18 protein-coding genes and 1 pseudogene are annotated in these 19,934 nt (G+C 54.7%); 13 read left to right on the top strand and 6 right to left on the bottom strand.

Going from position 1 to position 19,934, the window contains the following annotated elements; translation table 11 throughout:
* The first annotated feature begins 214 nt into the window (after positions 1–214).
* The 10 genes from arnB to fetB all read left to right on the top strand — a co-directional run bounded on the left by arnB (position 215) and on the right by fetB (position 9,857).
* Positions 215–1,366, top strand: a complete 1,152-nt coding sequence (gene arnB, locus AC0IXH_RS11105; protein WP_206402407.1) for a UDP-4-amino-4-deoxy-L-arabinose aminotransferase — start codon at positions 215–217, stop codon at positions 1,364–1,366.
* Entirely contained in the window at positions 1,356–2,336 is a 981-nt protein-coding gene (gene arnC, locus AC0IXH_RS11100) for an undecaprenyl-phosphate 4-deoxy-4-formamido-L-arabinose transferase (protein WP_471720424.1), read from the top strand. The genes arnB and arnC overlap by 11 nt, the downstream gene beginning before the upstream one ends.
* Positions 2,336–4,324 carry a bifunctional UDP-4-amino-4-deoxy-L-arabinose formyltransferase/UDP-glucuronic acid oxidase ArnA gene (arnA, locus tag AC0IXH_RS11095; protein WP_471720423.1) on the top strand — a complete coding sequence of 663 codons (1,989 nt, stop codon included), beginning with the start codon at positions 2,336–2,338 and terminating at the stop codon, positions 4,322–4,324. Before arnC ends, arnA begins: the two co-directional genes overlap by 1 nt.
* Entirely contained in the window at positions 4,321–5,214 is an 894-nt protein-coding gene (gene arnD / locus AC0IXH_RS11090) for a 4-deoxy-4-formamido-L-arabinose-phosphoundecaprenol deformylase (RefSeq protein ID WP_134823681.1), read from the top strand. Before arnA ends, arnD begins: the two co-directional genes overlap by 4 nt.
* A gap of 6 nt (positions 5,215–5,220) precedes the next feature.
* On the top strand, positions 5,221–6,879 hold the full coding sequence (gene arnT / locus AC0IXH_RS11085) for a lipid IV(A) 4-amino-4-deoxy-L-arabinosyltransferase (protein ID WP_471720422.1): 1,659 nt from the start codon (positions 5,221–5,223) through the stop codon (positions 6,877–6,879).
* The gene (gene arnE, locus AC0IXH_RS11080) at positions 6,876–7,208 is read left to right on the top strand and encodes a 4-amino-4-deoxy-L-arabinose-phosphoundecaprenol flippase subunit ArnE (RefSeq protein ID WP_346595058.1); all 333 of its coding nucleotides are present in this window, start codon (positions 6,876–6,878) and stop codon (positions 7,206–7,208) included. Before arnT ends, arnE begins: the two co-directional genes overlap by 4 nt.
* Complete coding sequence (arnF, locus tag AC0IXH_RS11075) at positions 7,208–7,597, top strand: 4-amino-4-deoxy-L-arabinose-phosphoundecaprenol flippase subunit ArnF (protein ID WP_151037994.1); 390 nt, start codon at positions 7,208–7,210, stop codon at positions 7,595–7,597. The genes arnE and arnF overlap by 1 nt, the downstream gene beginning before the upstream one ends.
* A 13-nt stretch (positions 7,598–7,610) precedes the next feature.
* Positions 7,611–8,279, top strand: a complete 669-nt coding sequence (locus AC0IXH_RS11070) for a response regulator (RefSeq protein ID WP_346595056.1) — start codon at positions 7,611–7,613, stop codon at positions 8,277–8,279.
* Between the two features lie 164 nt (positions 8,280–8,443).
* Entirely contained in the window at positions 8,444–9,112 is a 669-nt protein-coding gene (gene fetA, locus AC0IXH_RS11065) for an iron efflux ABC transporter ATP-binding subunit FetA (RefSeq protein WP_013201246.1), read from the top strand.
* Complete coding sequence (gene fetB / locus AC0IXH_RS11060; protein WP_471720421.1) at positions 9,099–9,857, top strand: iron efflux ABC transporter permease subunit FetB; 759 nt, start codon at positions 9,099–9,101, stop codon at positions 9,855–9,857. The genes fetA and fetB overlap by 14 nt, the downstream gene beginning before the upstream one ends.
* A gap of 89 nt (positions 9,858–9,946) precedes the next feature.
* Here fetB and AC0IXH_RS11055 read toward each other — a convergent pair whose 3' ends face one another.
* From AC0IXH_RS11055 to AC0IXH_RS11030, 6 genes are all read right to left on the bottom strand, one after another.
* On the bottom strand, positions 9,947–11,287 hold the full coding sequence (locus AC0IXH_RS11055) for a carbohydrate porin (RefSeq protein WP_346595052.1): 1,341 nt from the start codon (positions 11,285–11,287) through the stop codon (positions 9,947–9,949).
* 386 nt (positions 11,288–11,673) lie between these two features.
* Positions 11,674–11,928 carry a CsbD family protein gene (locus AC0IXH_RS11050; protein WP_013201249.1) on the bottom strand — a complete coding sequence of 85 codons (255 nt, stop codon included), beginning with the start codon at positions 11,926–11,928 and terminating at the stop codon, positions 11,674–11,676.
* A 157-nt stretch (positions 11,929–12,085) separates the two neighbouring features.
* Positions 12,086–12,244, bottom strand: coding sequence for a DUF2474 domain-containing protein (locus AC0IXH_RS11045; RefSeq protein ID WP_013201250.1), 159 nt, complete (start codon positions 12,242–12,244; stop codon positions 12,086–12,088).
* Positions 12,245–12,341: 97 nt separating this feature from the next.
* Positions 12,342–13,349 (bottom strand): cytochrome d ubiquinol oxidase subunit II, encoded by a 1,008-nt coding sequence (gene cydB / locus AC0IXH_RS11040; protein ID WP_013201251.1) that lies wholly within the window; start codon positions 13,347–13,349, stop codon positions 12,342–12,344.
* Position 13,350: 1 nt separating this feature from the next.
* Complete coding sequence (locus tag AC0IXH_RS11035; protein ID WP_013201252.1) at positions 13,351–14,775, bottom strand: cytochrome ubiquinol oxidase subunit I; 1,425 nt, start codon at positions 14,773–14,775, stop codon at positions 13,351–13,353.
* A gap of 706 nt (positions 14,776–15,481) precedes the next feature.
* The gene (locus AC0IXH_RS11030) at positions 15,482–15,994 is read right to left on the bottom strand and encodes a GNAT family N-acetyltransferase (protein WP_134823688.1); all 513 of its coding nucleotides are present in this window, start codon (positions 15,992–15,994) and stop codon (positions 15,482–15,484) included.
* A 310-nt stretch (positions 15,995–16,304) separates the two neighbouring features.
* Between AC0IXH_RS11030 and gntT the strand changes: the two genes are divergently transcribed.
* From gntT to AC0IXH_RS11015, 3 genes and pseudogenes are all read left to right on the top strand, one after another.
* Positions 16,305–17,621, top strand: a complete 1,317-nt coding sequence (gntT, locus tag AC0IXH_RS11025) for a gluconate transporter (protein ID WP_053146165.1) — start codon at positions 16,305–16,307, stop codon at positions 17,619–17,621.
* A 169-nt stretch (positions 17,622–17,790) separates the two neighbouring features.
* Complete coding sequence (eptA, locus tag AC0IXH_RS11020) at positions 17,791–19,425, top strand: phosphoethanolamine transferase EptA (protein ID WP_471720420.1); 1,635 nt, start codon at positions 17,791–17,793, stop codon at positions 19,423–19,425.
* An 18-nt stretch (positions 19,426–19,443) separates the two neighbouring features.
* Positions 19,444–19,632 (top strand): annotated as a pseudogene (locus AC0IXH_RS11015) (hypothetical protein); the annotation flags it as partial.
* Positions 19,633–19,934: the final 302 nt, after the last annotated feature.

Here is a 19,934-nt window from a genome sequence, read left to right as displayed (position 1 = left end):
AATGTTGATTAATGGACATTCTGACTCTGATACAGTCATTTTCCACTGTTGCTGAGCGTTTGATAACAACGGGCTTGCCAATGCTATCCGCAGACAGACAGGCGTGGCCTGGTTAAACGACGATTAAATTTCAAGGTATTAGCGTTTGGTTTAGGCGCAGTTGGCGCACGTTCTGCTAAAGTTTTTTAGGGTTATTGTTAAAGGAATTTTACCAATGTCTGAATTTCTCCCTTTTTCTCGCCCGGCGATGGGCGAGGCCGAACTGGCCGCGGTTGGCGAAGTCATGAACTCTGGCTGGATTACGACTGGACCTAAGAATCAGCAGCTGGAACAGGCATTTTGCCAACTGACCGGCAACCAACACGCGATAGCCGTCAGCTCGGCAACCGCCGGGATGCATGTCACCCTGATGGCGCTGGGCATTGGCAGTGGCGATGAAGTAATCACCCCGTCGCTGACCTGGGTATCCACGCTGAATATGATTGCGCTGCTCGGCGCTGAGCCGGTAATGATTGATATCGATCGCGACAGCCTGATGATTACTCCTGAGCTGATCGAAGCAGCGATAACTCCCCGTACCAAAGCCATTGTGCCGGTTCACTATGCCGGTGCGCCGGCGGATATCGATGCCATCCATGCGCTGGGCAAACGCTACGGCATCCCGGTGATTGATGACGCGGCGCATGCGGCAGGCACCTTTTACAAAGGACGCCATGTTGGAGATAGCGGCACGGCGATCTTCTCCTTCCACGCCATTAAAAATATGACCTGCGCCGAAGGTGGCCTGGTGGTCACCGATAACGAAGCGCTCGCCAACCGTATTCGCAGCCTGAAATTCCACGGTCTTGGCGTGGACGCCTTTGACCGCCAGACCCACGGCCGCGCGCCGCAGGCGGAAGTTATCGCGCCTGGCTACAAATACAACCTCGCCGATATCAACGCCGCCATCGCGCTGGTGCAGCTGGCCAAGCTGCCGACGCTGAATGCCCGCCGTCAGGCAATCGCTGAACGCTATCTGAAGGAGTTGGCCGACACGCCTTTCCTGCCGCTGGCACAACCTGACTACGACCATCAGCACGCCTGGCATCTGTTTATTCTGCGCGTCGATCCCGCCCGTTGCGGCCTGAGCCGCGACCAGCTGATGCAGGAACTGAAGGATCGCCAGATTGGCACCGGCCTGCATTTCCGCGCAGCGCATACGCAGAAATATTACCGGGACCGTTTTCCTGAACTGTCGCTGCCCGAAACAGAATGGAACTCCGAGCGCATTTGTTCAATTCCGCTGTTCCCAACGATGACCGATGACGATGTCAGCCGGGTTATTGCCGCGCTGCATGAAATTGCTGAGAAACACCATGACCGCTGATCAACCCATTAACAAAGTCTCCGTCGTAATCCCGGTGTATAACGAGCAGGACAGTCTGCCGGAGCTGATCCGCCGCACCTCTGAAGCCTGCTCCCAGCTGTCTATGGAGTGGGAAATCCTGCTGGTGGACGACGGCAGTAGCGACCGTTCACCGGAGATGCTGACCGCCGCGGCGGAAGAACCGGGCAGCCATGTTGTTGCGGTGCTGCTTAACCGTAATTACGGCCAGCATTCGGCGATCATGGCCGGTTTCAACCACGTCAGCGGGGATTTAATAATCACCCTGGACGCCGATCTGCAGAACCCACCGGAAGAGATCCCGCGGCTGGTGGCGAAAGCGCAGGAAGGCTACGACGTGGTCGGCACCGTGCGGCAAAATCGCCAGGACAGCTGGTTCCGTAAACGCGCGTCCCGGCTGATCAACAACCTTATTCAACGCACTACCGGTAAGGCGATGGGCGATTACGGCTGCATGCTGCGCGCCTACCGCCGTCACATCATTGACGCGATGCTCAACTGCCACGAGCGCAGCACCTTTATTCCCATTCTGGCCAACACCTTTGCCCGTCGGGCGATTGAAATTCCGGTGCTGCACGCCGAGCGTGAATTTGGTGATTCCAAATACAGCCTGATGAAGCTGATCAATCTGATGTATGACCTCGTCACCTGCCTGACCACTACGCCGCTGCGGATGCTCAGCGTGTTTGGCAGCCTGATCGCGCTGGCCGGCTTTGCATTGTCACTGTTACTGATTGTTTTACGTCTCTTCTTTGGCCCGGAGTGGTCCGGAGACGGGGTGTTTATGCTGTTTGCCGTGCTGTTTATTTTTATCGGTGCGCAGTTTGTCGGTATGGGGCTGTTAGGGGAATACATCGGACGTATCTACAACGATGTCCGTGCCCGCCCACGCTATTTTATCCAGCGCGTAGTTAACTCCTCCGCGCCTGTCCGCTCTGAGGAAGACCAATAATGAAAGCTGTCGTTTTTGCCTATCACGATATGGGTTGCATTGGGATCAATGCGCTGGTGAATGCCGGTTATGAAATTGAAGCGATTTTTACCCACGCCGATTCATCTAACGAAAACCACTTTTTTGCCTCCGTTGCCCGTACCGCCGCAGAGCAGGGGATCCCGGTGTATGCGCCCGAGGATGTCAACCATCCGCTGTGGGTTGACCGCATCAGAACCATGGCGCCCGAGGTCATTTTCTCTTTCTACTACCGTAACCTGCTGAGCGATCAATTGTTAAGCATCGCGACCAAAGGCGCGTTTAACCTGCACGGTTCTCTGCTGCCAAAATACCGTGGCCGCGCGCCGCTGAACTGGGCGCTGGTCAACGGTGAAACGGAAACCGGCGTGACGCTGCACCGCATGGTGGCCCGTGCCGATGCCGGTGCGATTATTGCGCAGGATAAAGTCAGCATTTCGGCCGACGATAATGCGCTGACACTGCACCGCAAACTGAATGCCGCCGCTGAACATTTGCTGGCTGACTGCCTGCCAGCGTTAAGAAATGGTCAGATTAGCGAACGTGCTCAGGACAATACGCAGGCTACCGTGGTGGGACGCCGCACGCCGGACGATGGCCGTATCGACTGGTCGCAACCGGCAGAAGTGGTCAACAACCTGGTGCGTGCGGTGACCGATCCGTGGCCGGGTGCGTTTGGCTACGTTGGCGCGGCAAAATTCATTATCTGGAAAGGCAAAGTGCGTCACGATCTGCCTGCCGCCAAAGCCGGAACCGTACTGTCAGTGAATCCGCTGGTGGTGGCCTGTGGTGAAGGTGCGCTGGAAGTGATGACCGGACAGAGCGAAAACGGCGTTTACATGCAGGGCTCGCAGCTGGCACAAACCCTGGGTCTGGTAAACCAGGCGCTGTTGACCAACAAACCGGTTTCGGCGGTGAAGCGGCGCACGCGCGTGCTGATCCTCGGCGTTAACGGCTTTATTGGTAACCACCTGACCGAGCGCCTGTTGCAGGACGATAACTTCGATATTTTCGGCCTGGATATTGGCTCCGATGCCATCAGCCGCTTTATCGGCCATCCGCGCTTCCAGTTCGTCGAAGGGGATATCAGCATCCATTCGGAGTGGATTGAATACCACATCAAAAAATGCGACGTGATCCTGCCGCTGGTGGCCATCGCCACGCCGATTGAGTACACGCGTAATCCGTTACGGGTTTTTGAGCTCGATTTCGAAGAGAACCTGAAGATCATCCGCGACTGCGTTAAGTACAAAAAACGCATTATCTTCCCGTCGACCTCTGAAGTGTACGGCATGTGTGATGACCCGAACTTCGATGAAGACACCTCGAATCTGGTGGTGGGACCGATCAACAAACAGCGCTGGATCTATTCGGTTTCCAAGCAGCTATTGGATCGCGTGCTGTGGGCCTATGGCGACAAAGAAGGGCTGCGCTTCACCCTGTTCCGTCCGTTTAACTGGATGGGCCCGCGCCTGGATAACCTGAACGCCGCGCGCATTGGCAGTTCCAGGGCGATCACCCAACTGATCCTCAATCTGGTGGAAGGATCGCCGATCAAACTGATGGACGGCGGTAAGCAGAAGCGCTGCTTCACCGATATCAGCGATGGCGTTGAGGCGCTGTTCCGCATTATTGAAAACAAAGACAATAACTGCGACGGACAGATCATCAACATTGGTAACCCGGATAACGAAGCAAGCATCAAAGAGCTGGCGGAACAGCTGCTGGCCAGTTTTGAGCGCCATCCACTGCGCGATCGTTTCCCGCCGTTTGCCGGTTTCCGCGACGTGGAAAGCAGCAGCTACTACGGCAAAGGCTATCAGGACGTTGAGCACCGCAAGCCGGCAATCCGTAACGCCCGTCGCCTGCTGGGCTGGACGCCGGAAGTGACCATGGATAAAACCATCGATGCCACGCTGGACTTCTTCCTGAGAACGGTCGAACTGGACGTGCCGGAAGAGAAAAAATGAGGAAAGTCGGCCTTCGAATAGATGTCGATACCTGGCGGGGCACGCGGGATGGCGTGCCAAAGCTGCTGGAAATCCTCAGTTTGCATCGCACTCAGGCCACTTTTTTCTTCAGCGTTGGACCCGACAACATGGGGCGCCACCTGTGGCGCCTGCTGAAGCCCAAATTTCTGTGGAAGATGCTGAGATCGAACGCCGCCTCGCTGTATGGCTGGGATATTCTGCTGGCGGGCACCGCCTGGCCGGGCCGTCAGATTGGGCGCGGGCTGGCGGAGATCGTCAGCGCCGCCAGCGATCACCACGAAGTCGGCCTGCATGCCTGGGATCACTTTGCCTGGCAAACCTGGGCGGGCGTCTGGCCTGCGGCACAGCTCACGCAGCAAATCCGTCTGGGAAAGGATGCGCTGGCGGTGATTACCGAACAGCCGGTGACCTGTTCAGCGGTCGCCGGATGGCGCGCTGACCAACGGGTGGTGAATGCGAAGGAGCCGTTCCAGTTTCATTACAACAGCGACTGCCGGGGAACCACGCCGTTTCGTCCGCTGTTAAGTGATGGCACTGCCGGTACGGTGCAGATCCCGGTGACATTGCCCACCTGGGATGAGGTGGTCGGCTCCACGGTGAGCAAAGAAGACTTCAATGCGTTCATTATCGACCGGATTAAGCAGGATCAGGGCACACCCGTTTATACCATCCATGCGGAAGTAGAGGGGATCGTAATGAGCACCCTGTTCAGCGATCTGCTGACGCTGGCCGCCCAGGAGGGGATTCAGTTTTGCCCGCTGAGTGAGCTCTTACCTGACGATCTTAACAGCCTGCCAACAGGAAAAATTGTTCGGGGTAGCCTCCCCGGTCGTGAAGGATGGCTGGGATGCCAGCAATTAACCGAGTAATTTTTTATGACTATGACGAGAAAGGGCTTTCTCCTTCTGGCGTTATTTGCCGTGTATTACCTGGTCCCACTGGAATTTCGGGCGTTATGGCAGCCTGATGAGACCCGCTATGCGGAGATCAGCCGTGAAATGTTGGTCAGCGGTAACTGGGTGGTGCCGCACTTCTTTGATTTACGCTATTTCGAAAAGCCAATTGCCGGTTACTGGATCAACAACCTCAGTCAGCTGATTTTTGGTCATAACAATTTTGCCGTGCGTTTTGGTTCCGTTTTCTCCATTACCCTGACCGCGCTGATGGTCACCTGGCTGGCGTTCCGCCTGTGGCGCGATCGTGCTACGGCGATGGTCTCTGGCGTCATTTTCCTTACCTGTCTGTTGGTGTACGGCATCGGCACCTATGCGGTGCTGGATCCGATGATCACCTTGTGGCTGGTCGCCGCCATGTGCAGCTACTGGCTGGCAACGGAAGCGACGACCACCGGCAAAAAAGTGCTGAGCTGGCTGCTGCTCGGGTTTGCCTGCGGCATGGGCTTTATGACCAAGGGCTTCCTGGCGCTGGCAGTGCCGGTGATTGCCATTCTGCCCTGGGCGATTCATCAGCGTCGCTTCAAAGCGTTGCTGTGCTTTGGTCCACTGGCCATCGTCGGTGCGGCGTTAATCAGTGCGCCCTGGGCGATGGCTATCGCCAAAAGCGAACCGGACTTCTGGCACTATTTCTTCTGGGTGGAACATATCCAGCGCTTTGCCGAAGCCAACGCGCAGCATAAAGCGCCGTTCTGGTATTACCTGCCGGTACTGGTTATGGGCTGCGTGCCCTGGCTGGCCCTGTTGCCGTCTGCCTTACGTTCAGGCTGGCAGGATCGGCACAGTAACAGCGGCAGCCTGTATTTGCTGAGCTGGGTGGTGATGCCGCTGCTGTTCTTCAGCATCGCCAAAGGCAAGCTGCCAACCTATATCCTGCCGTGCTTTGCGCCGCTGGCGATCCTGATGGCGCGTCAGGCGATGAGCATGATGTCAGGCAACGGCCAGGCGTTAAAAATCAATGGCTGGATAAATCTGGCGTTTGGTCTGGTGCTGACGGTCGCCGTGCTCGGTTTCCTGGCACCGTGGGGGCTGGCGAAGCATCCGGTTTACGGTCATCACGAAGTGATCAAAGTGCTGCTGGCCGCTGCGGCCTTCGCATTCTGGGCGTTGTGCGGTGGGTTAACGCTGAAAGCGCCACAGGCACGCTGGGGTCTGGCCGCGCTGTGCCCACTGATGCTGGCGCTGGTGATCGGCCAGGCGATCCCGTCAGGCGTGATGGATGCCAAACAGCCTCAGCAATTTATCCGGGCGATCAAAAGCGATATTGCCGGCAGCCGTTATCTGCTGGCGAATAACCCCGGCATTGCTTCCGGCCTGGCGTGGGAGATGCAACGCAGCGATATCACTCTGTACGATCAGCCGGGCGAAGTGCAGTACGGGCTGAGCTACCCGGATGCGGACGATAAGTTTGTCAGTGGAGCCGACTTCCCGGCCTGGCTGGCAGCGCATCGGCGCACGGGCGATGTGACGCTGGTGCTGTCGCTGTCCCGCAATCAGGATCCGGACAAAGAGCTGCCCAAAGCCGATTTCAGTTACCGGCAGGGCCGGTTAGCCCTGTTCCGTTACGGTCAGACGCCATGAGTCTGCTGCTGATCCTGCTGGCCAGCCTGCTGAGTTGCGGCGGGCAACTGTGCCAGAAGCAGGCTGCGCATCATGGTTTGCAAAAGGGGAAAGGCCACCTGCTGATCTGGCTGGGGTTAAGCGTGCTGCTGCTGGGCGTGGCGATGGTGATCTGGCTGGTGGTGCTGCAAAGCGTGCCGGTCGGAGTGGCGTATCCGATGCTGAGCCTGAACTTTATCTTTGTGGTGCTGGCCGCCCGCGGATTGTGGAAAGAACCCGTTCCTTTCCGCCACTGGCTGGGCATCGCCTTGATTGTGGCGGGTGTGGCGGTGATGGGAGCCTATACCTGATGGGCATTTTATGGGCACTGTGCAGCGTCCTGCTGGTCAGCGGGGCGCAGCTGTTATTGCGCTGGTCAATGATGTCTCTGCCTTCAGTGGGCGAGCCATCAGCCTTTTTTAGCGCCTTACTGAGCTGGCCCTTCGCCGCCTGCGCGTTGTTCGCCGGGCTGGCGGCCTATGCCTGCTCCATGCTGTGCTGGCTGCTGGCGCTGCGACGCATCGCCCTGAGTAAAGCTTACCCGCTGCTCAGCCTGAGTTACGTGCTGGTGTGGGCGGCAGCGCTGATTTTGCCTGCCTTCAATGAAGTCTTTCAGTGGGGAAAACTGGCAGGTGTGGCGTTGATTTTTAGCGGGTTACTGTTGATATGCTGGCCAGGGGACGCAGTCGATTCACACTGACGGGAAGAACAGCATGCGAATATTGCTGGTAGAAGATGACGCCATAATGGGTGAAGCGGTTGTTGAAGCGCTAAAAGAAGCCCGCTACGCGGTGGACTGGGTGCGCAGCGGCACCGAGGCTATCGCCACGCTTGCGATCCCGCGTTATGACCTGGTGCTGCTGGATTTGCGGCTGCCAGGCAACGATGGCTTTAGCGTAATCAGTAGCTTGCGTGATAAAGGCAATACGCTGCCGCTGCTGATTATCACCGCCCGCGACGCGCTGGAAGACCGGCTGCGCGGGCTTGACGCGGGCGCGGATGACTTCGTGATCGCACCGTTCGACATGACAGCGTGGCTGGCGAGAATACGCGCGGTCATGCGGCGTAAAGAAGGCCACTGTGGCCCGGTGCTGAGTAACGGCATTATCCGGCTCGATCCCGCCAGCCATGAGGCCTGCGACGTGGAAAAGGGCGAGGTTTACCGGCTGTCGAACCGTGAATTTGCCTTGCTGCAGGCGCTGTTGATCCGCCCGGGGACGTTGCTGTCGCGCAGCGAACTGGAGGAGAAGATTTACGGCTGGGGTGAAGAGATTGAGAGCAACGCAGTGGAATTTTTTATTCATGCGTTGCGTAAGAAATTCGGCAGTAAAGCGATCAAGAACGTCCGGGGCGTGGGATGGAAGGTATCAGGAAATGCCTGAAGGCGCTGGTGACGACCCTCGGCCGATCCCGCCTGAGCGATAATGGCGTTCAGCCAGGGCCATAACGGTGCGTTTGCGGGCGGTGTAAATGATAAAAAGGCGAAAATTTATCGCCTTATCACGTTATTATCCTGGGGTTAAATTTCACATCAGGTTGACTCATTATGTCGCGAACTTCTCTCCTGCTGGACGTGCAGGACGTTAGCTATGTGCAGGATGGCACCACGTTGTTGGCCCCCGTCTCGCTACAGCTGAATCAAGGTGAGTTTGTGCTGCTGACCGGGCCCTCCGGCAGCGGCAAAAGCACGCTACTCAAAATCATCGCTTCCCTGCTCGAACCCACCACCGGCGATATTCAGTTTAAGGGCCGCAGCATTAACGAACTTAAGCCGGAAAGCTATCGTCAGCAGGTCTCTTACTGCTTCCAGACCCCGGCGCTGTTTGGCGACACGGTGTATGACAATCTTGCGTTGCCGTGGCAAATCCGCCAGAAAAAGGTCGACAGCGAAAAGCTGAAAGACTGGCTGAAAAAGGTCAATCTGCCGGTGGAGATGCTGACAAAAAAAACCGAACAGCTCTCCGGCGGCGAAAAGCAGCGGGTCGCGTTACTGCGCAATCTGCAATTCCTGCCGGATGTGCTGCTGCTGGATGAAATCACCAGCGCACTGGATGAGGAAAATAAGCAGGCGATTAATCAGCTTGTTGCCGGGCTGGTGAAAGATAAGGGCGTGGCGGTGATGTGGATTAGCCATGACACCACCGAGATCAATCAGGCGCAACGCGTGGTGACGCTTCAGCCACCGGTCAGGAAGGGCACAGATGAATCAGCATAATATTAGCAACGAATCCCTCGGCCTGGCGCTGATTCTGGTGCTGATTGCGCTGCTGGTCAGTAAGAAAGAGAAGCTCGGGCTGGAGAAAGACATTGTCTGGAGTATCGCCCGGGCGATCGTTCAGCTGATTATTGTCGGATACGTTCTCAAGTATATTTTCGACCTCAACAACCGCTGGCTGACGGTACTGATGGTGCTGTTTATCTGCGTCAATGCGGCCCTCAACGCCCGTAAACGCAGCCGCAATATTGGCAATGCCTTTCTGCTCTCTTTTATCGCCATTACCGTCAGCACCACGCTGACGCTGGTGATCCTGGTGTTAAGTGGCTCGATTGAATTTATGCCGATGCAGGTGATCCCGATTTCAGGGATGATTGCCGGTAATGCGATGGTGGCGGTGGGGCTCTGTTACAGCAATCTGAACCAGCGCTTTACCGACAACCGGCAGAAAATCCAGGAGATGTTGAGCCTCGGCGCGTCAATCAAAACCGCGTCGGGAAGGCTTATCCGCGACAGCATTCGTGCGGCGATGATCCCAACGGTTGATGCGGCTAAAACCGTGGGGCTGGTCAGCTTGCCGGGCATGATGTCCGGGCTGATTTTTGCCGGTATCGATCCGGTTAAAGCGATCAAATACCAGATCATGGTGACCTTTATGCTGCTGGGGACGGCCAGCATCTCCACGATTATTGCGGGCTATCTCGCCTACCGCCGCTTTTACACAGCACGCGCACAGCTACGCTAGTCAGGGCTGATGTTTGCGGGTGAGTTATGTCGATGTTGATGCAGGGAAGAAGAGCAGGCGGATCGAACGATCCGCCTGACGCGCGAGGATCAGAAGTTGATATTGGCGCTGATACCGCCAACGAAGGCGTTTTTCACTTCGCTGACCGCACCTGGGGACGCCACGTACTGCAGGTTTGGACGCAGTTTCAGCCAGTTTGTGACCTGAGCGTTGTAATAGATCTCATAGTTATATTCGGATCCACTCTGGATCGGCAGGTAAGTTGGGTTGTCGTAATCGTTAACACCGTTTTCCTGGTTGGTTTTGCGCAGCATATTGCCGTAATCATTGTTGACGTGAATACGCGCGGCACCGACCCCGATTTCATCTTTCGGACGGGCATCAAACGGTCCTTTCCAGACGAAGGAGACGGACTGATAGTTGTCGGTTTTCGAGGTTTTCTGGTCGTTCATTACGGCCTGAACCGTCACGCCTAAACCGCGCGTGTTGTCGCCTTCCATCGCGGTCAGCTGTTGTTGTAACAGCAGGTAGCCGCCGTAAGAGTGGTTGTCTTCGCCGTACTGTCCCTCGTTGTAGCTGCTGTAGTTATCGCCGCGTACCGAGGAGTAGTACATCCCGACGCGGTAATTACCCGGCAATTTGTCGGCGCCCAGCGCCGGTTTCCAGCCCAATTCCACCGGCACCATATTCCCCAGCGTTGGGCTGGTATCGAGGCGGAAACCGTTACCGGTATCGTAGTTCGACGGCGTCTGATTATAGAAACCCACCTGGAAGAACAGCTCTGGCGTGAAGTTAAACTTCACGCGTCCGCCCCACTGGGAGACCGGCCAGTTATACCAGCGGTCGCCACGCCAGTTACCCGCCTGGCCGCTACCAAACGCCAGGTTCTGGAAGTTGCTGTCAAAGGAGTCGAAGTCCTCACCAACCGTGACCCGTCCCGCTTTCACTTCTACCGCATGATCAAAGAAGCCTTTATTCAACCAGAACTGCGTCAGGCGCCAGGTTTGTCCTCGTCCCCACACTTCCTGCACTGAGGAAAGGCCACCCGAACGCGGATCGTTAATATATTGCGTTAAGTCCTGACCGTTACGGCTGGTGATAGTCGTCTGGAACTGGGTGTCATTCCAGTTCAGCAGTTTTTCCAGATCCAGGGTGGTCCCGAACGCCCATTGGTCGGTATAACGCGCGCTGGTTGACTGGTTATAGCCGCCGGAGAAATTACTGGCGGATTCCATGGTGTAATTCACCTGGAAATCCACACCGTCATTTTTCAGCTGGGTGCGGGAACCCTCCCAGTCACCAAATGCGTAGGGAGAATCCATACTGAGCGGCGCGAAATCTGCCAGTGCAGATCCTGACGCCAGCATCAGTCCTAAACCACAGAACGCCACCGATCTTTTTAACGTGGTTTTTGGTTGCTTGCTTTTCATGTGAAACACCTTCTTTCTTATAGTGATAGCGCTGTCCAAAAGGTTATTTATTGGACAGGGTGCGTCGCGGCCACGCTGCTTTGTTAAGCATTTTCTCCTGCTCAGGGGATCTGTTCAGGGGGGACGTGCTGACATAAGCCGGGAATGACGGCCTTAACAGACGGAATGAAAGCATTAATTGGCGGGAAAGGTGTTCTAATTAGTGCTGAAATTATTAGCCTGGTAGTAATGAGTTATAGAAGTTTTAATCGGATCACAATTTAGCTATCGCGACAGCCGTAATGAAAGGGAGAAGCAGGGCAGGGAGCGGAATAGCGGGCAGAAAAAAAGGCCGAAAATGTCGGCCTTTTATTTTCAGAGCGTCGCCAGGCGACGCTGCGGGCTGATTAGCGGCGACCAAAAATCTTCGCGGCCAGGAAGCCCACGCCAGCGGCAATCGCCAGCGAGACAAACGGGGCGTCCTGCGTCTTGGTTTTTACGCAATCCAGGGCGTCGTCAACGGCATAAGAGGCTTTAGCTGCGCCCTGGCGCACACGGCCTTTGAACTCATGCTCGGGAGAATCGACAGCTTTACCAAATTGCTCCTGACCTTTACCCAGCGCTTCGTCAGCTTTGTCTGATGCTTTATCTAATAAACTCATACTGTCTCCTTCTTGATGGCATGATTTCCTCATGAACGTTAAAAGCTTAGACCATCCTGTGCCTTATGCCGCCTCGGTTATGTGACTATTTATGACTTCTGTAAAGAAAAAGGGCCGACAGATGTCGGCCCTTCGCAAATAACTGGCAATCAGAGGTTCAATGTGACTTCATGCCAGCAGCGGTCATCATCACGCGGAACAGCATCGCCACCACGCCAAGCGCCATTACGCTGCCCGCGTAAATGGCAACCATCCACAGTACGCGTTTCCACGCTCGCGGTTTGACCGCCTGCTGTGTGTGTTGTGCTTCAATCATCATCGTGTCTCCAAAATATCCCGCAGTATGTCGGGTGCCGGTGGCTTAACTGCCCGCCTGCACCCGGCTCTGTTGTGGTTATCAGATTGCCGTTAAATCAATGGTAGCCTTCGTCTGCTTTGATTTTCCCACGGAACACGTAGTAGCTCCAGAAGGTGTAAACCAGGATCACCGGGATGATCAGCAGGCCACCGACCAGCATAAAGCCAAGGCTCTGCGGCGGTGAGGCCGCCTGCCAGATGGTGATGGACGGCGGAATAATGTTCGGCCAGATGCTGATGCCGAGGCCGGTAAAGCCCAGGAACACCAGCGCCAGCGTCAGCAGGAACGGCGAGTAGTGAGCATGGCGCTTCAGGGAACGCAACAGTCCCCACGAAGCCAGCAGCACCAGCACCGGGACCGGCAGGAACCAGAACAGGTTCGGCAGGGTAAACCAGCGCTGCATGATGTTGGCATGCTCCAGCGGCGTCCAGATGCTGACCACGGCGATGATCGCCAGCAGCGCCAGCAACATCGGCTTAGCCAGTGCCGTCATCTTACGGTGCAGCTCGTTCTCGGTTTTCATGATCAGCCAGGTGCTGCCCAGCAGTGCATACGCCACAACCAGACCCAGACCGCAGAACAGTGAGAACGGCGTCAGCCAACCCAGTTCCGGGCCGCTGTAGGCACGGTTGGTCACGCTGAAACCGTTGATGATCGCGCCCAGCGCCACACCCTGACTGAAGGTGGCCAGATAAGAGCCGACGATAAACGACTTATCCCAGAACGGACGGTGCTCTTCAGTGGCTTTGAAGCGGAATTCAAACGCCACGCCACGGAAGATCAGACCAATCAGCATGGCGGTCAGCGGCACGGACAGCGCGTCAATGATCACCGCGTAAGCCAGCGGGAAGGCACCATAAAGTGCTGCACCGCCCAGCACCAGCCAGGTTTCGTTACCATCCCACACCGGAGCGACGGTGTTAACCATCATGTCGCGCTCGGTGGCGTCCTTATTGAACGGGAACAGGATGCCGATACCCAGGTCGAAACCATCCATCACGATATACATCAGGGTCGAGAAGACGATGATGGTGAACCAGATTACAGGAAGATCGATACCCACGTTATTTCCCCTCTTCCGGCGAATTTAATTTTTCCTGCACGGCTGACAGCGGACGTGAAGGGGTGTGATGGGTACCCGGACCGCCGTCTGGCGTGTGGTCACCTTCACCCGGTTGCGGGCCTTTCTTGATCAGGTTGAACAGGTAGGTATAACCCACGCCGAACACCGACATATAGACCACGATAAAGGCAATCAGGCTGATGCTCATATGCAGATCGCCATGGGCAGATACCGCATCTTTGGTGCGCAGCAGACCGTAAACCACCCACGGCTGACGGCCGATTTCAGTGGTGAACCAACCCGCCAACAGTGCAATCAGACCTGATGGACCCATCGCCAGTGCAAACCACAGGAACGGACGAGAGGTGTAAAGACGGTTACGGAAACGCAGCCACAGGCTGGCGAAGCCAAGGAACACCATCAGCATGCCCAGACCGGCCATCACGCGGAACGACCAGAAGATGATGGTCGAGTTAGGACGATCTTCTTTCGGGAATGACTTCAGCGCAGGCACTTGCTTGTGCAGGCTGTGGGTCAGGATCAGGCTGCCAAGATACGGAATTTCAACCGCATACTTGGTTCTTTCCTGTTCCATGTCGGGAATACCGAACAGCACCAACGGCGTTGGCTCACCCGGTGGGTTTTCCCAGTGACCTTCAATCGCGGCAATCTTCGCCGGCTGATGCTCAAGGGTGTTCAGACCGTGGGCATCGCCCAGCATCGCCTGAATTGGCGAAACGATCAGCGCCATCCACATGGCCATCGACAGCATTTTACGGATTGCCGGCGTGTCGTTTTTACGCAGCAGGTGCCACGCCGCAGAAGCGCCAACAAAGAAGGCGCTGGCGAGGAACGCCGCGGTGGACATATGCAGCAAGCGGAACGGGAAGGACGGGTTAAAGACAATCTTGAACCAGTCAACCGGGACCACAATGCCGTTCTGAATGGCATAACCCTGCGGGGTCTGCATCCAGCTGTTCGAGGCGAGGATCCAGAAGGTCGAGATCAGGGTGCCCAACGCCACCATACAGGTAGCGAAGAAGTGCAGGCCCGGACCCACGCGGTTCCAGCCGAACAGCATCACGCCCAGGAAGCCCGCTTCGAGGAAGAACGCGGTAAGCACTTCGTAAGTCAGCAGCGGACCGGTCACGCTGCCGGCAAACTGCGAGAAGCCGCTCCAGTTGGTGCCGAACTGATACGCCATGACCAGGCCGGACACCACGCCCATACCAAAGTTAACGGCGAAGATTTTTGACCAGAAATGGTACAGGTCGCGATAATCCGGGTTTTTGGTTTTCAACCATAGCCCTTCCAACACCGCCAGGAAACTGGCGAGGCCGATAGTGATGGCCGGGAAGAGGATATGGAAGGAAACGGTAAACCCGAACTGTATCCTTGCCAGGTGGAACGCATCTAATCCAAACATTGCTTACCTCGATCTAACATAATAAAAAACTGCCTTTCTTTTTTATTTACCGACATTTAACAAGCGGGCTACATTCAGCCGCCGCTAAACGGGTATTTCATCGAAGGATTGATCCTGAGACCAAATCAGGTGAAGGAGTAGCTACAGTAATAGGAAATCTGCCTATAACAGCGCGGATCTTTGCGATGAATTGTTTCATCATCAGGTTAAAATATTTTGACGCGCTGTTAAATAAGAGTAGCCGAATGATGCCGCAATGTAAGAATACTGTGTCTTTCGGGCCGGAAGGGCTTTTTGCAGCCGCCGTCGGGGAGAGGGAAGGGCGACGTATTGTAAAAAAGCGCGCGACTTTTAATTATGTATGAGCGCGTTGCTATAACTTTTTAGAGATTCAATTCCTCGAACAAGCGCACAAATGGGAAATTAATCAGAAAAAACATCACTCCGAAAAGGGGTATGTTATTTTATTGTTATTTTAAAGGGTGTTTGAAATTAAATATTCACCCGCTGAATGTTATCAACAATGGTCAGGTTTCCCTGAGTCATCACTTGCTATGAAAAACCGTGTAAATGTTAAACCTTAATTTCTTATTTTGATTCACATAGAATCATTTTGTTACGTTTATCCCTTACGAAAAACGCGTTTTCTTGTTTTGGGTCAAAATGTGGTCAGCCGTTGTGTGACTCCACAAACGGCCGACCCTGCCTAAGACAACCGCTTGATCATGATATACACCACGCTTTGCTGACTGGGGCTGGTAAACAGCTCTTCCCTTAAAAAGGTAAATCCCTGGCGTTGGTAGAATTGCATGGCGCCGGGATTCTCCTTCAATACTTCCAGCCAGTAGTAAGCTTTCTGTTTTTGCCGACAAAGCGCTTCAATGTGCGCGAAAACGCCTGCGCCATAACCCTTCCCGGTGTGTTCCGGCAAGATATAAATCTTATTGAGGTAAGCGCCGTCAGGCTGGTTTTCTGCCACCGGCAAGGCCCAGTTCACCAGACAGACGCCGACTGCTTCCCCAGCCACTTCTATCCAGAACCAGTCAGTATCGGGTTTTTGCAGGCTACGGGTGATCGATTCAATGGAGAACTGGCTTTGGACAAACGCATCCATCTCCGCAGGGTTATGCCACAGACTGGCGAAGTGGTGGTAGTAGCTACGCGTGCCAACCGATGAGAGTTGCTCTGCATCCGGGAGGGTGGCGTGATGAAGTTTCATATCTGGCGATCCTTTGCATACGACGAGGAAAAACAGATTAACAGCAACGGCATAGCGTAACTATGCGCAAAGTAAGTGGAAAAATCCCCTCGAAGCGCCATGTGTCAAAAGTTTGATCTTCATCTCAAAATGTAAATTTCCCGCTGCCGGAGCATATCAGCGTTGGGATGTTACCGTTAACATGTTCCCGGTAACACCTCGTGAGTTATGCCTGATTACCCTGACACTGATACCCGTCACGCCCTGAGCAAGGCGGGAAAAATTAATGTGACCCTGATGACGCATCCGGGCCACACACCGGAGAATATTTATGCCATTAGTCATCGTTGCGATTGGCGTAGTGCTGTTACTGCTGCTGATGATCCGCTTGAAATTGAATGGATTCATTGCCCTGATCCTGGTCGCACTGGCGGTCGGCGTGATGCAGGGAATGCCTGTTAACAAAGTGATTGGTTCGATCAAAGCTGGCGTCGGCGGCACGCTGGGCAGCCTGGCACTGATTATGGGCTTCGGCGCGATGCTCGGCAAACTGCTGGCGGACTGTGGCGGTGCGCAGCGCATTGCCACCACGCTGATTGCCAAATTTGGCACCAAACACATTCAATGGGCGGTGGTGCTGACCGGGTTTACCGTCGGCTTCGCGCTGTTCTATGAAGTGGGCTTTGTGCTGCTGTTGCCGCTGGTGCTGACCATCGCGGCTTCTGCGCGCGTACCTTTACTCTACGTTGGCGTGCCGATGGCGGCGGCGCTGTCCGTCACCCATGGCTTCCTGCCTCCGCACCCGGGCCCAACGGCTATCGCCACGTTGTTCCACGCGGATATGGGGAAAACGCTGCTGTTCGGTACGCTGTTGGGGATCCCTACGGTAATCCTGGCGGGCCCCGTCTACACCCGTTTCCTGAAGAGCATTGATAAGCCAATCCCGGAAGGTCTGTATAACAAGAAAACCTTCACCGAAGCCGAGATGCCAGGGTTTGGCGTCAGCGTCTGGACCGCGTTAGTCCCGGTGGTGCTGATGGCGTTGCGTGCAGTTGCTGAGATGGTGTTGCCAAAAGGGCATCCGCTGCTGGCCTATGCCGAGTTCTTTGGTGACCCAATCATGGCAACGCTGATTGCGGTGTTAATTGCGATCTTCACCTTTGGGCTGAACCGCGGCCGCACCATGGATGAAGTGATGCAGACGCTGACCGACTCAATCAAAATCATCGCCATGATGCTGTTGATTATCGGCGGTGGCGGGGCCTTCAAGCAGGTGCTGGTCGACAGTGGCGTGGATAAATACATCGCCGGCATGATGGAAGGCAGTACCATCTCGCCAATCCTGATGGCCTGGTCGATTGCCGCCGCGCTGCGTATTGCGCTGGGCTCTGCAACCGTTGCGGCGATTACTGCCGGTGGCATTGTCGCCCCGATTATCGCCACCACCGGCGTCAGCCCTGAGCTGATGGTGATTGCGGTTGGTTCCGGTAGCGTGATCTTCTCGCACGTTAACGATCCCGGCTTCTGGCTGTTCAAAGAGTATTTCAACCTGACTATCGGCGAAACCATTCGTGCGTGGTCCGGCCTGGAAACGGTGATTTCGCTGTGCGGCTTAATCGGCTGCCTGCTGTTGCAGAACGTGGTGTAAGCTTGCTGGCCTGCCTGTAAGGGCAGGCCTTTGCCCCCATTCGCCAGACCATATAACGTTTTTGTCGTGAGTCTCAGGTCCAGAAAATTAAAATGCTTAAGGTTGTCCTAATCTTAAAAATGTCATACTGCTGCAATAATTTCTGACGTTCACCGGACCTGCTTTGTTTATGTCACTGTCATCGATTCTGAAACGGCCCACGCTCAGTCGGGTTGCCTTCCTGATATTGTTTTCCGTTTATATCGCCGTATTCCTCAATATTGCCTATTACCGGCAGGTGCTGGCCAACTTGCCGCTGACCTCATTCCATAACCTGTTGGTCTTTTTTTCGATGCCGGTGGTGGCATTTAGCGTGATTAATATCCTGCTAACCATTGCCTCCTTTATATGGCTCGACCGCATTCTTATTGCCATTTTTATTCTGGTCTCAGCATCAGCCCAATATTTCATTATGAATTACGGGATTATCATCGATCGTTCAATGATAACCAATATGCTGGACACCACGCCTTCCGAGACGCTGGCATTAGTGACCCCGCAACTGTTATTCGCCATCTTAGTCCTTGGCCTGTTGATGGTGATTGTGGCGTTTTGGATAAAAATTAAAAAAACGCAGCCGGTGTGGAAGAGTTTGGTTTTTCGTCTGGCCAGCCTGGTGGTCTCGGTGGCGTTGATTGCTCTCGTTGCCACCTTCTTTTATAAAGATTACGCCTCGTTATTCCGCAACGATAAAGAGCTGGTGAAATCGCTATCGCCTTCCAACAGTATCGTCGCGTCCTATTCTTATTACTCTCACCACAAGCTGGATAATCTGCCATTGGTGAAAATAGGCGAAGATGCGAAACAAAATCCAAAAATGCTGGCCGGCCCGAAGAAGACCCTGACCATTTTGGTGCTCGGTGAAACCTCGCGTGCCGATAATTTCTCGTTATCTGGCTACGGCCGTGATACCAACCCGTTGCTGGCGAAAGATAACGTCTTCTATTTCCCTCATACGACGTCATGTGGCACCGCCACCGCGGTTTCCGTGCCGTGCATGTTCTCGAATATGCCCAGAGCCCATTACGATGAAGAACTGGCCCGTCATCAGGAAGGCCTGTTGGATGTGATTCAGCGTGCGGGAATTAACGTCTTGTGGAAAGAAAATGATGGCGGCTGCAAAGGGGCTTGCGATCGTGTTCCCCATGAAGATGTCACCAGCCTGGATTTACCCGGCATGTGCATTGAGGGTGAGTGCCACGATGAGATCCTGTTTAATAAGCTCGAGGATTATATTAAAAATCTGAAAGGCAACGGCGTCATTGTGCTGCACACCATCGGTAGCCATGGCCCGACCTACTATCATCGTTATCCTGCCAGCTTCCGTAAGTTCACGCCAACCTGTGATACGAACGAGATCCAGACCTGCAGCAGCGAGCAGCTGGTAAATACCTATGACAACACCATTCTGTATATCGATTATATTGTCGATAAAGCCATCACGGTGTTGAAGCAGAACGATGCGAATTTCACTACCAGCCTGGTCTATCTGTCCGACCACGGCGAGTCGCTGGGTGAAAGTGGCGTCTATCTGCACGGTATGCCGTATGCCATTGCGCCGGTTCAACAAAAGCATGTGCCGATGCTGATCTGGCTGTCGGAAGATTACAAAAAACGCTTTGGTATTAATGAGACCTGTCTGAAGAAAGAGGCGGCGAACAACAACTATTCTCAGGATAATCTGTTCTCCACCCTGCTGGGGCTCACGGGGACCGAGACCAAAGAATATGTGCCGTCTGATGACATTCTTGCAAGCTGCCGCTGATTGAGGGAGTGAGCGTTGATGAAAGCGATCGTCTTTGCTTATCATGACATGGGCTGCGCCGGACTGAAGGCGCTGATCGAGGCCGGGATTGAGGTTCTGGCGGTCTTCACCCATCCAGACGCGGTGGGAGAAAATCACTTCCACGGCTCGGTGGCGCTGGCTGCAGAGCAACAGGGCATTGCGGTGTATACGCCCGAGGATGTCAATCTGGCTGCGTCATTCAGCCATACAATGGCCTTAACCAGCGGCCAGGTTTTATCGCTAGCTCGCTGAAATCGTTATCAGTTGGAGCCGTTTATCGGCTCCTTTTATTCGCGAATCCCGCCCTGCACCCGGTAATCTCATCCAAGGCTGTTGCCAAAAAACACCTTTGCTAAGTATACTATCACCTTGATAGTATTTAGTTTTTTGACTAAAGCCAAATTTCGACCGGCAATAAAAATAACAAACGACCTTAAGTCAATTTGCCCCATTTTCGGCGCAGGCCACCCAACACCTTTCTCAAACGC

Source organism: Erwinia sp. AC075 (assembly GCF_979253995.1).
This window is presented reverse-complemented; position numbering and strand designations above follow the sequence as displayed.

What these genes read in the sequence shown, in the direction of transcription:
- arnB (WP_206402407.1), top strand. Translation starts at nt 215, where the DNA reads ATGTCTGAATTTCTCCCTTTTTCTCGCCCGGCGATGGGCGAGGCCGAA.
- arnT (WP_471720422.1), top strand. Translation starts at nt 5,221, where the DNA reads ATGACTATGACGAGAAAGGGCTTTCTCCTTCTGGCGTTATTTGCCGTG.
- AC0IXH_RS11050 (WP_013201249.1), bottom strand. Translation starts at nt 11,928, where the DNA reads ATGAGTTTATTAGATAAAGCATCAGACAAAGCTGACGAAGCGCTGGGT.
- gntT (WP_053146165.1), top strand. Translation starts at nt 16,305, where the DNA reads ATGCCATTAGTCATCGTTGCGATTGGCGTAGTGCTGTTACTGCTGCTG.
- AC0IXH_RS11070 (WP_346595056.1), top strand. Translation starts at nt 7,611, where the DNA reads ATGCGAATATTGCTGGTAGAAGATGACGCCATAATGGGTGAAGCGGTT.
- eptA (WP_471720420.1), top strand. Translation starts at nt 17,791, where the DNA reads ATGTCACTGTCATCGATTCTGAAACGGCCCACGCTCAGTCGGGTTGCC.
- arnC (WP_471720424.1), top strand. Translation starts at nt 1,356, where the DNA reads ATGACCGCTGATCAACCCATTAACAAAGTCTCCGTCGTAATCCCGGTG.
- AC0IXH_RS11055 (WP_346595052.1), bottom strand. Translation starts at nt 11,287, where the DNA reads ATGAAAAGCAAGCAACCAAAAACCACGTTAAAAAGATCGGTGGCGTTC.
- fetA (WP_013201246.1), top strand. Translation starts at nt 8,444, where the DNA reads ATGTCGCGAACTTCTCTCCTGCTGGACGTGCAGGACGTTAGCTATGTG.
- AC0IXH_RS11045 (WP_013201250.1), bottom strand. Translation starts at nt 12,244, where the DNA reads ATGATTGAAGCACAACACACACAGCAGGCGGTCAAACCGCGAGCGTGG.
- fetB (WP_471720421.1), top strand. Translation starts at nt 9,099, where the DNA reads ATGAATCAGCATAATATTAGCAACGAATCCCTCGGCCTGGCGCTGATT.
- AC0IXH_RS11035 (WP_013201252.1), bottom strand. Translation starts at nt 14,775, where the DNA reads ATGTTTGGATTAGATGCGTTCCACCTGGCAAGGATACAGTTCGGGTTT.
- arnE (WP_346595058.1), top strand. Translation starts at nt 6,876, where the DNA reads ATGAGTCTGCTGCTGATCCTGCTGGCCAGCCTGCTGAGTTGCGGCGGG.
- arnF (WP_151037994.1), top strand. Translation starts at nt 7,208, where the DNA reads ATGGGCATTTTATGGGCACTGTGCAGCGTCCTGCTGGTCAGCGGGGCG.
- arnA (WP_471720423.1), top strand. Translation starts at nt 2,336, where the DNA reads ATGAAAGCTGTCGTTTTTGCCTATCACGATATGGGTTGCATTGGGATC.
- AC0IXH_RS11030 (WP_134823688.1), bottom strand. Translation starts at nt 15,994, where the DNA reads ATGAAACTTCATCACGCCACCCTCCCGGATGCAGAGCAACTCTCATCG.
- arnD (WP_134823681.1), top strand. Translation starts at nt 4,321, where the DNA reads ATGAGGAAAGTCGGCCTTCGAATAGATGTCGATACCTGGCGGGGCACG.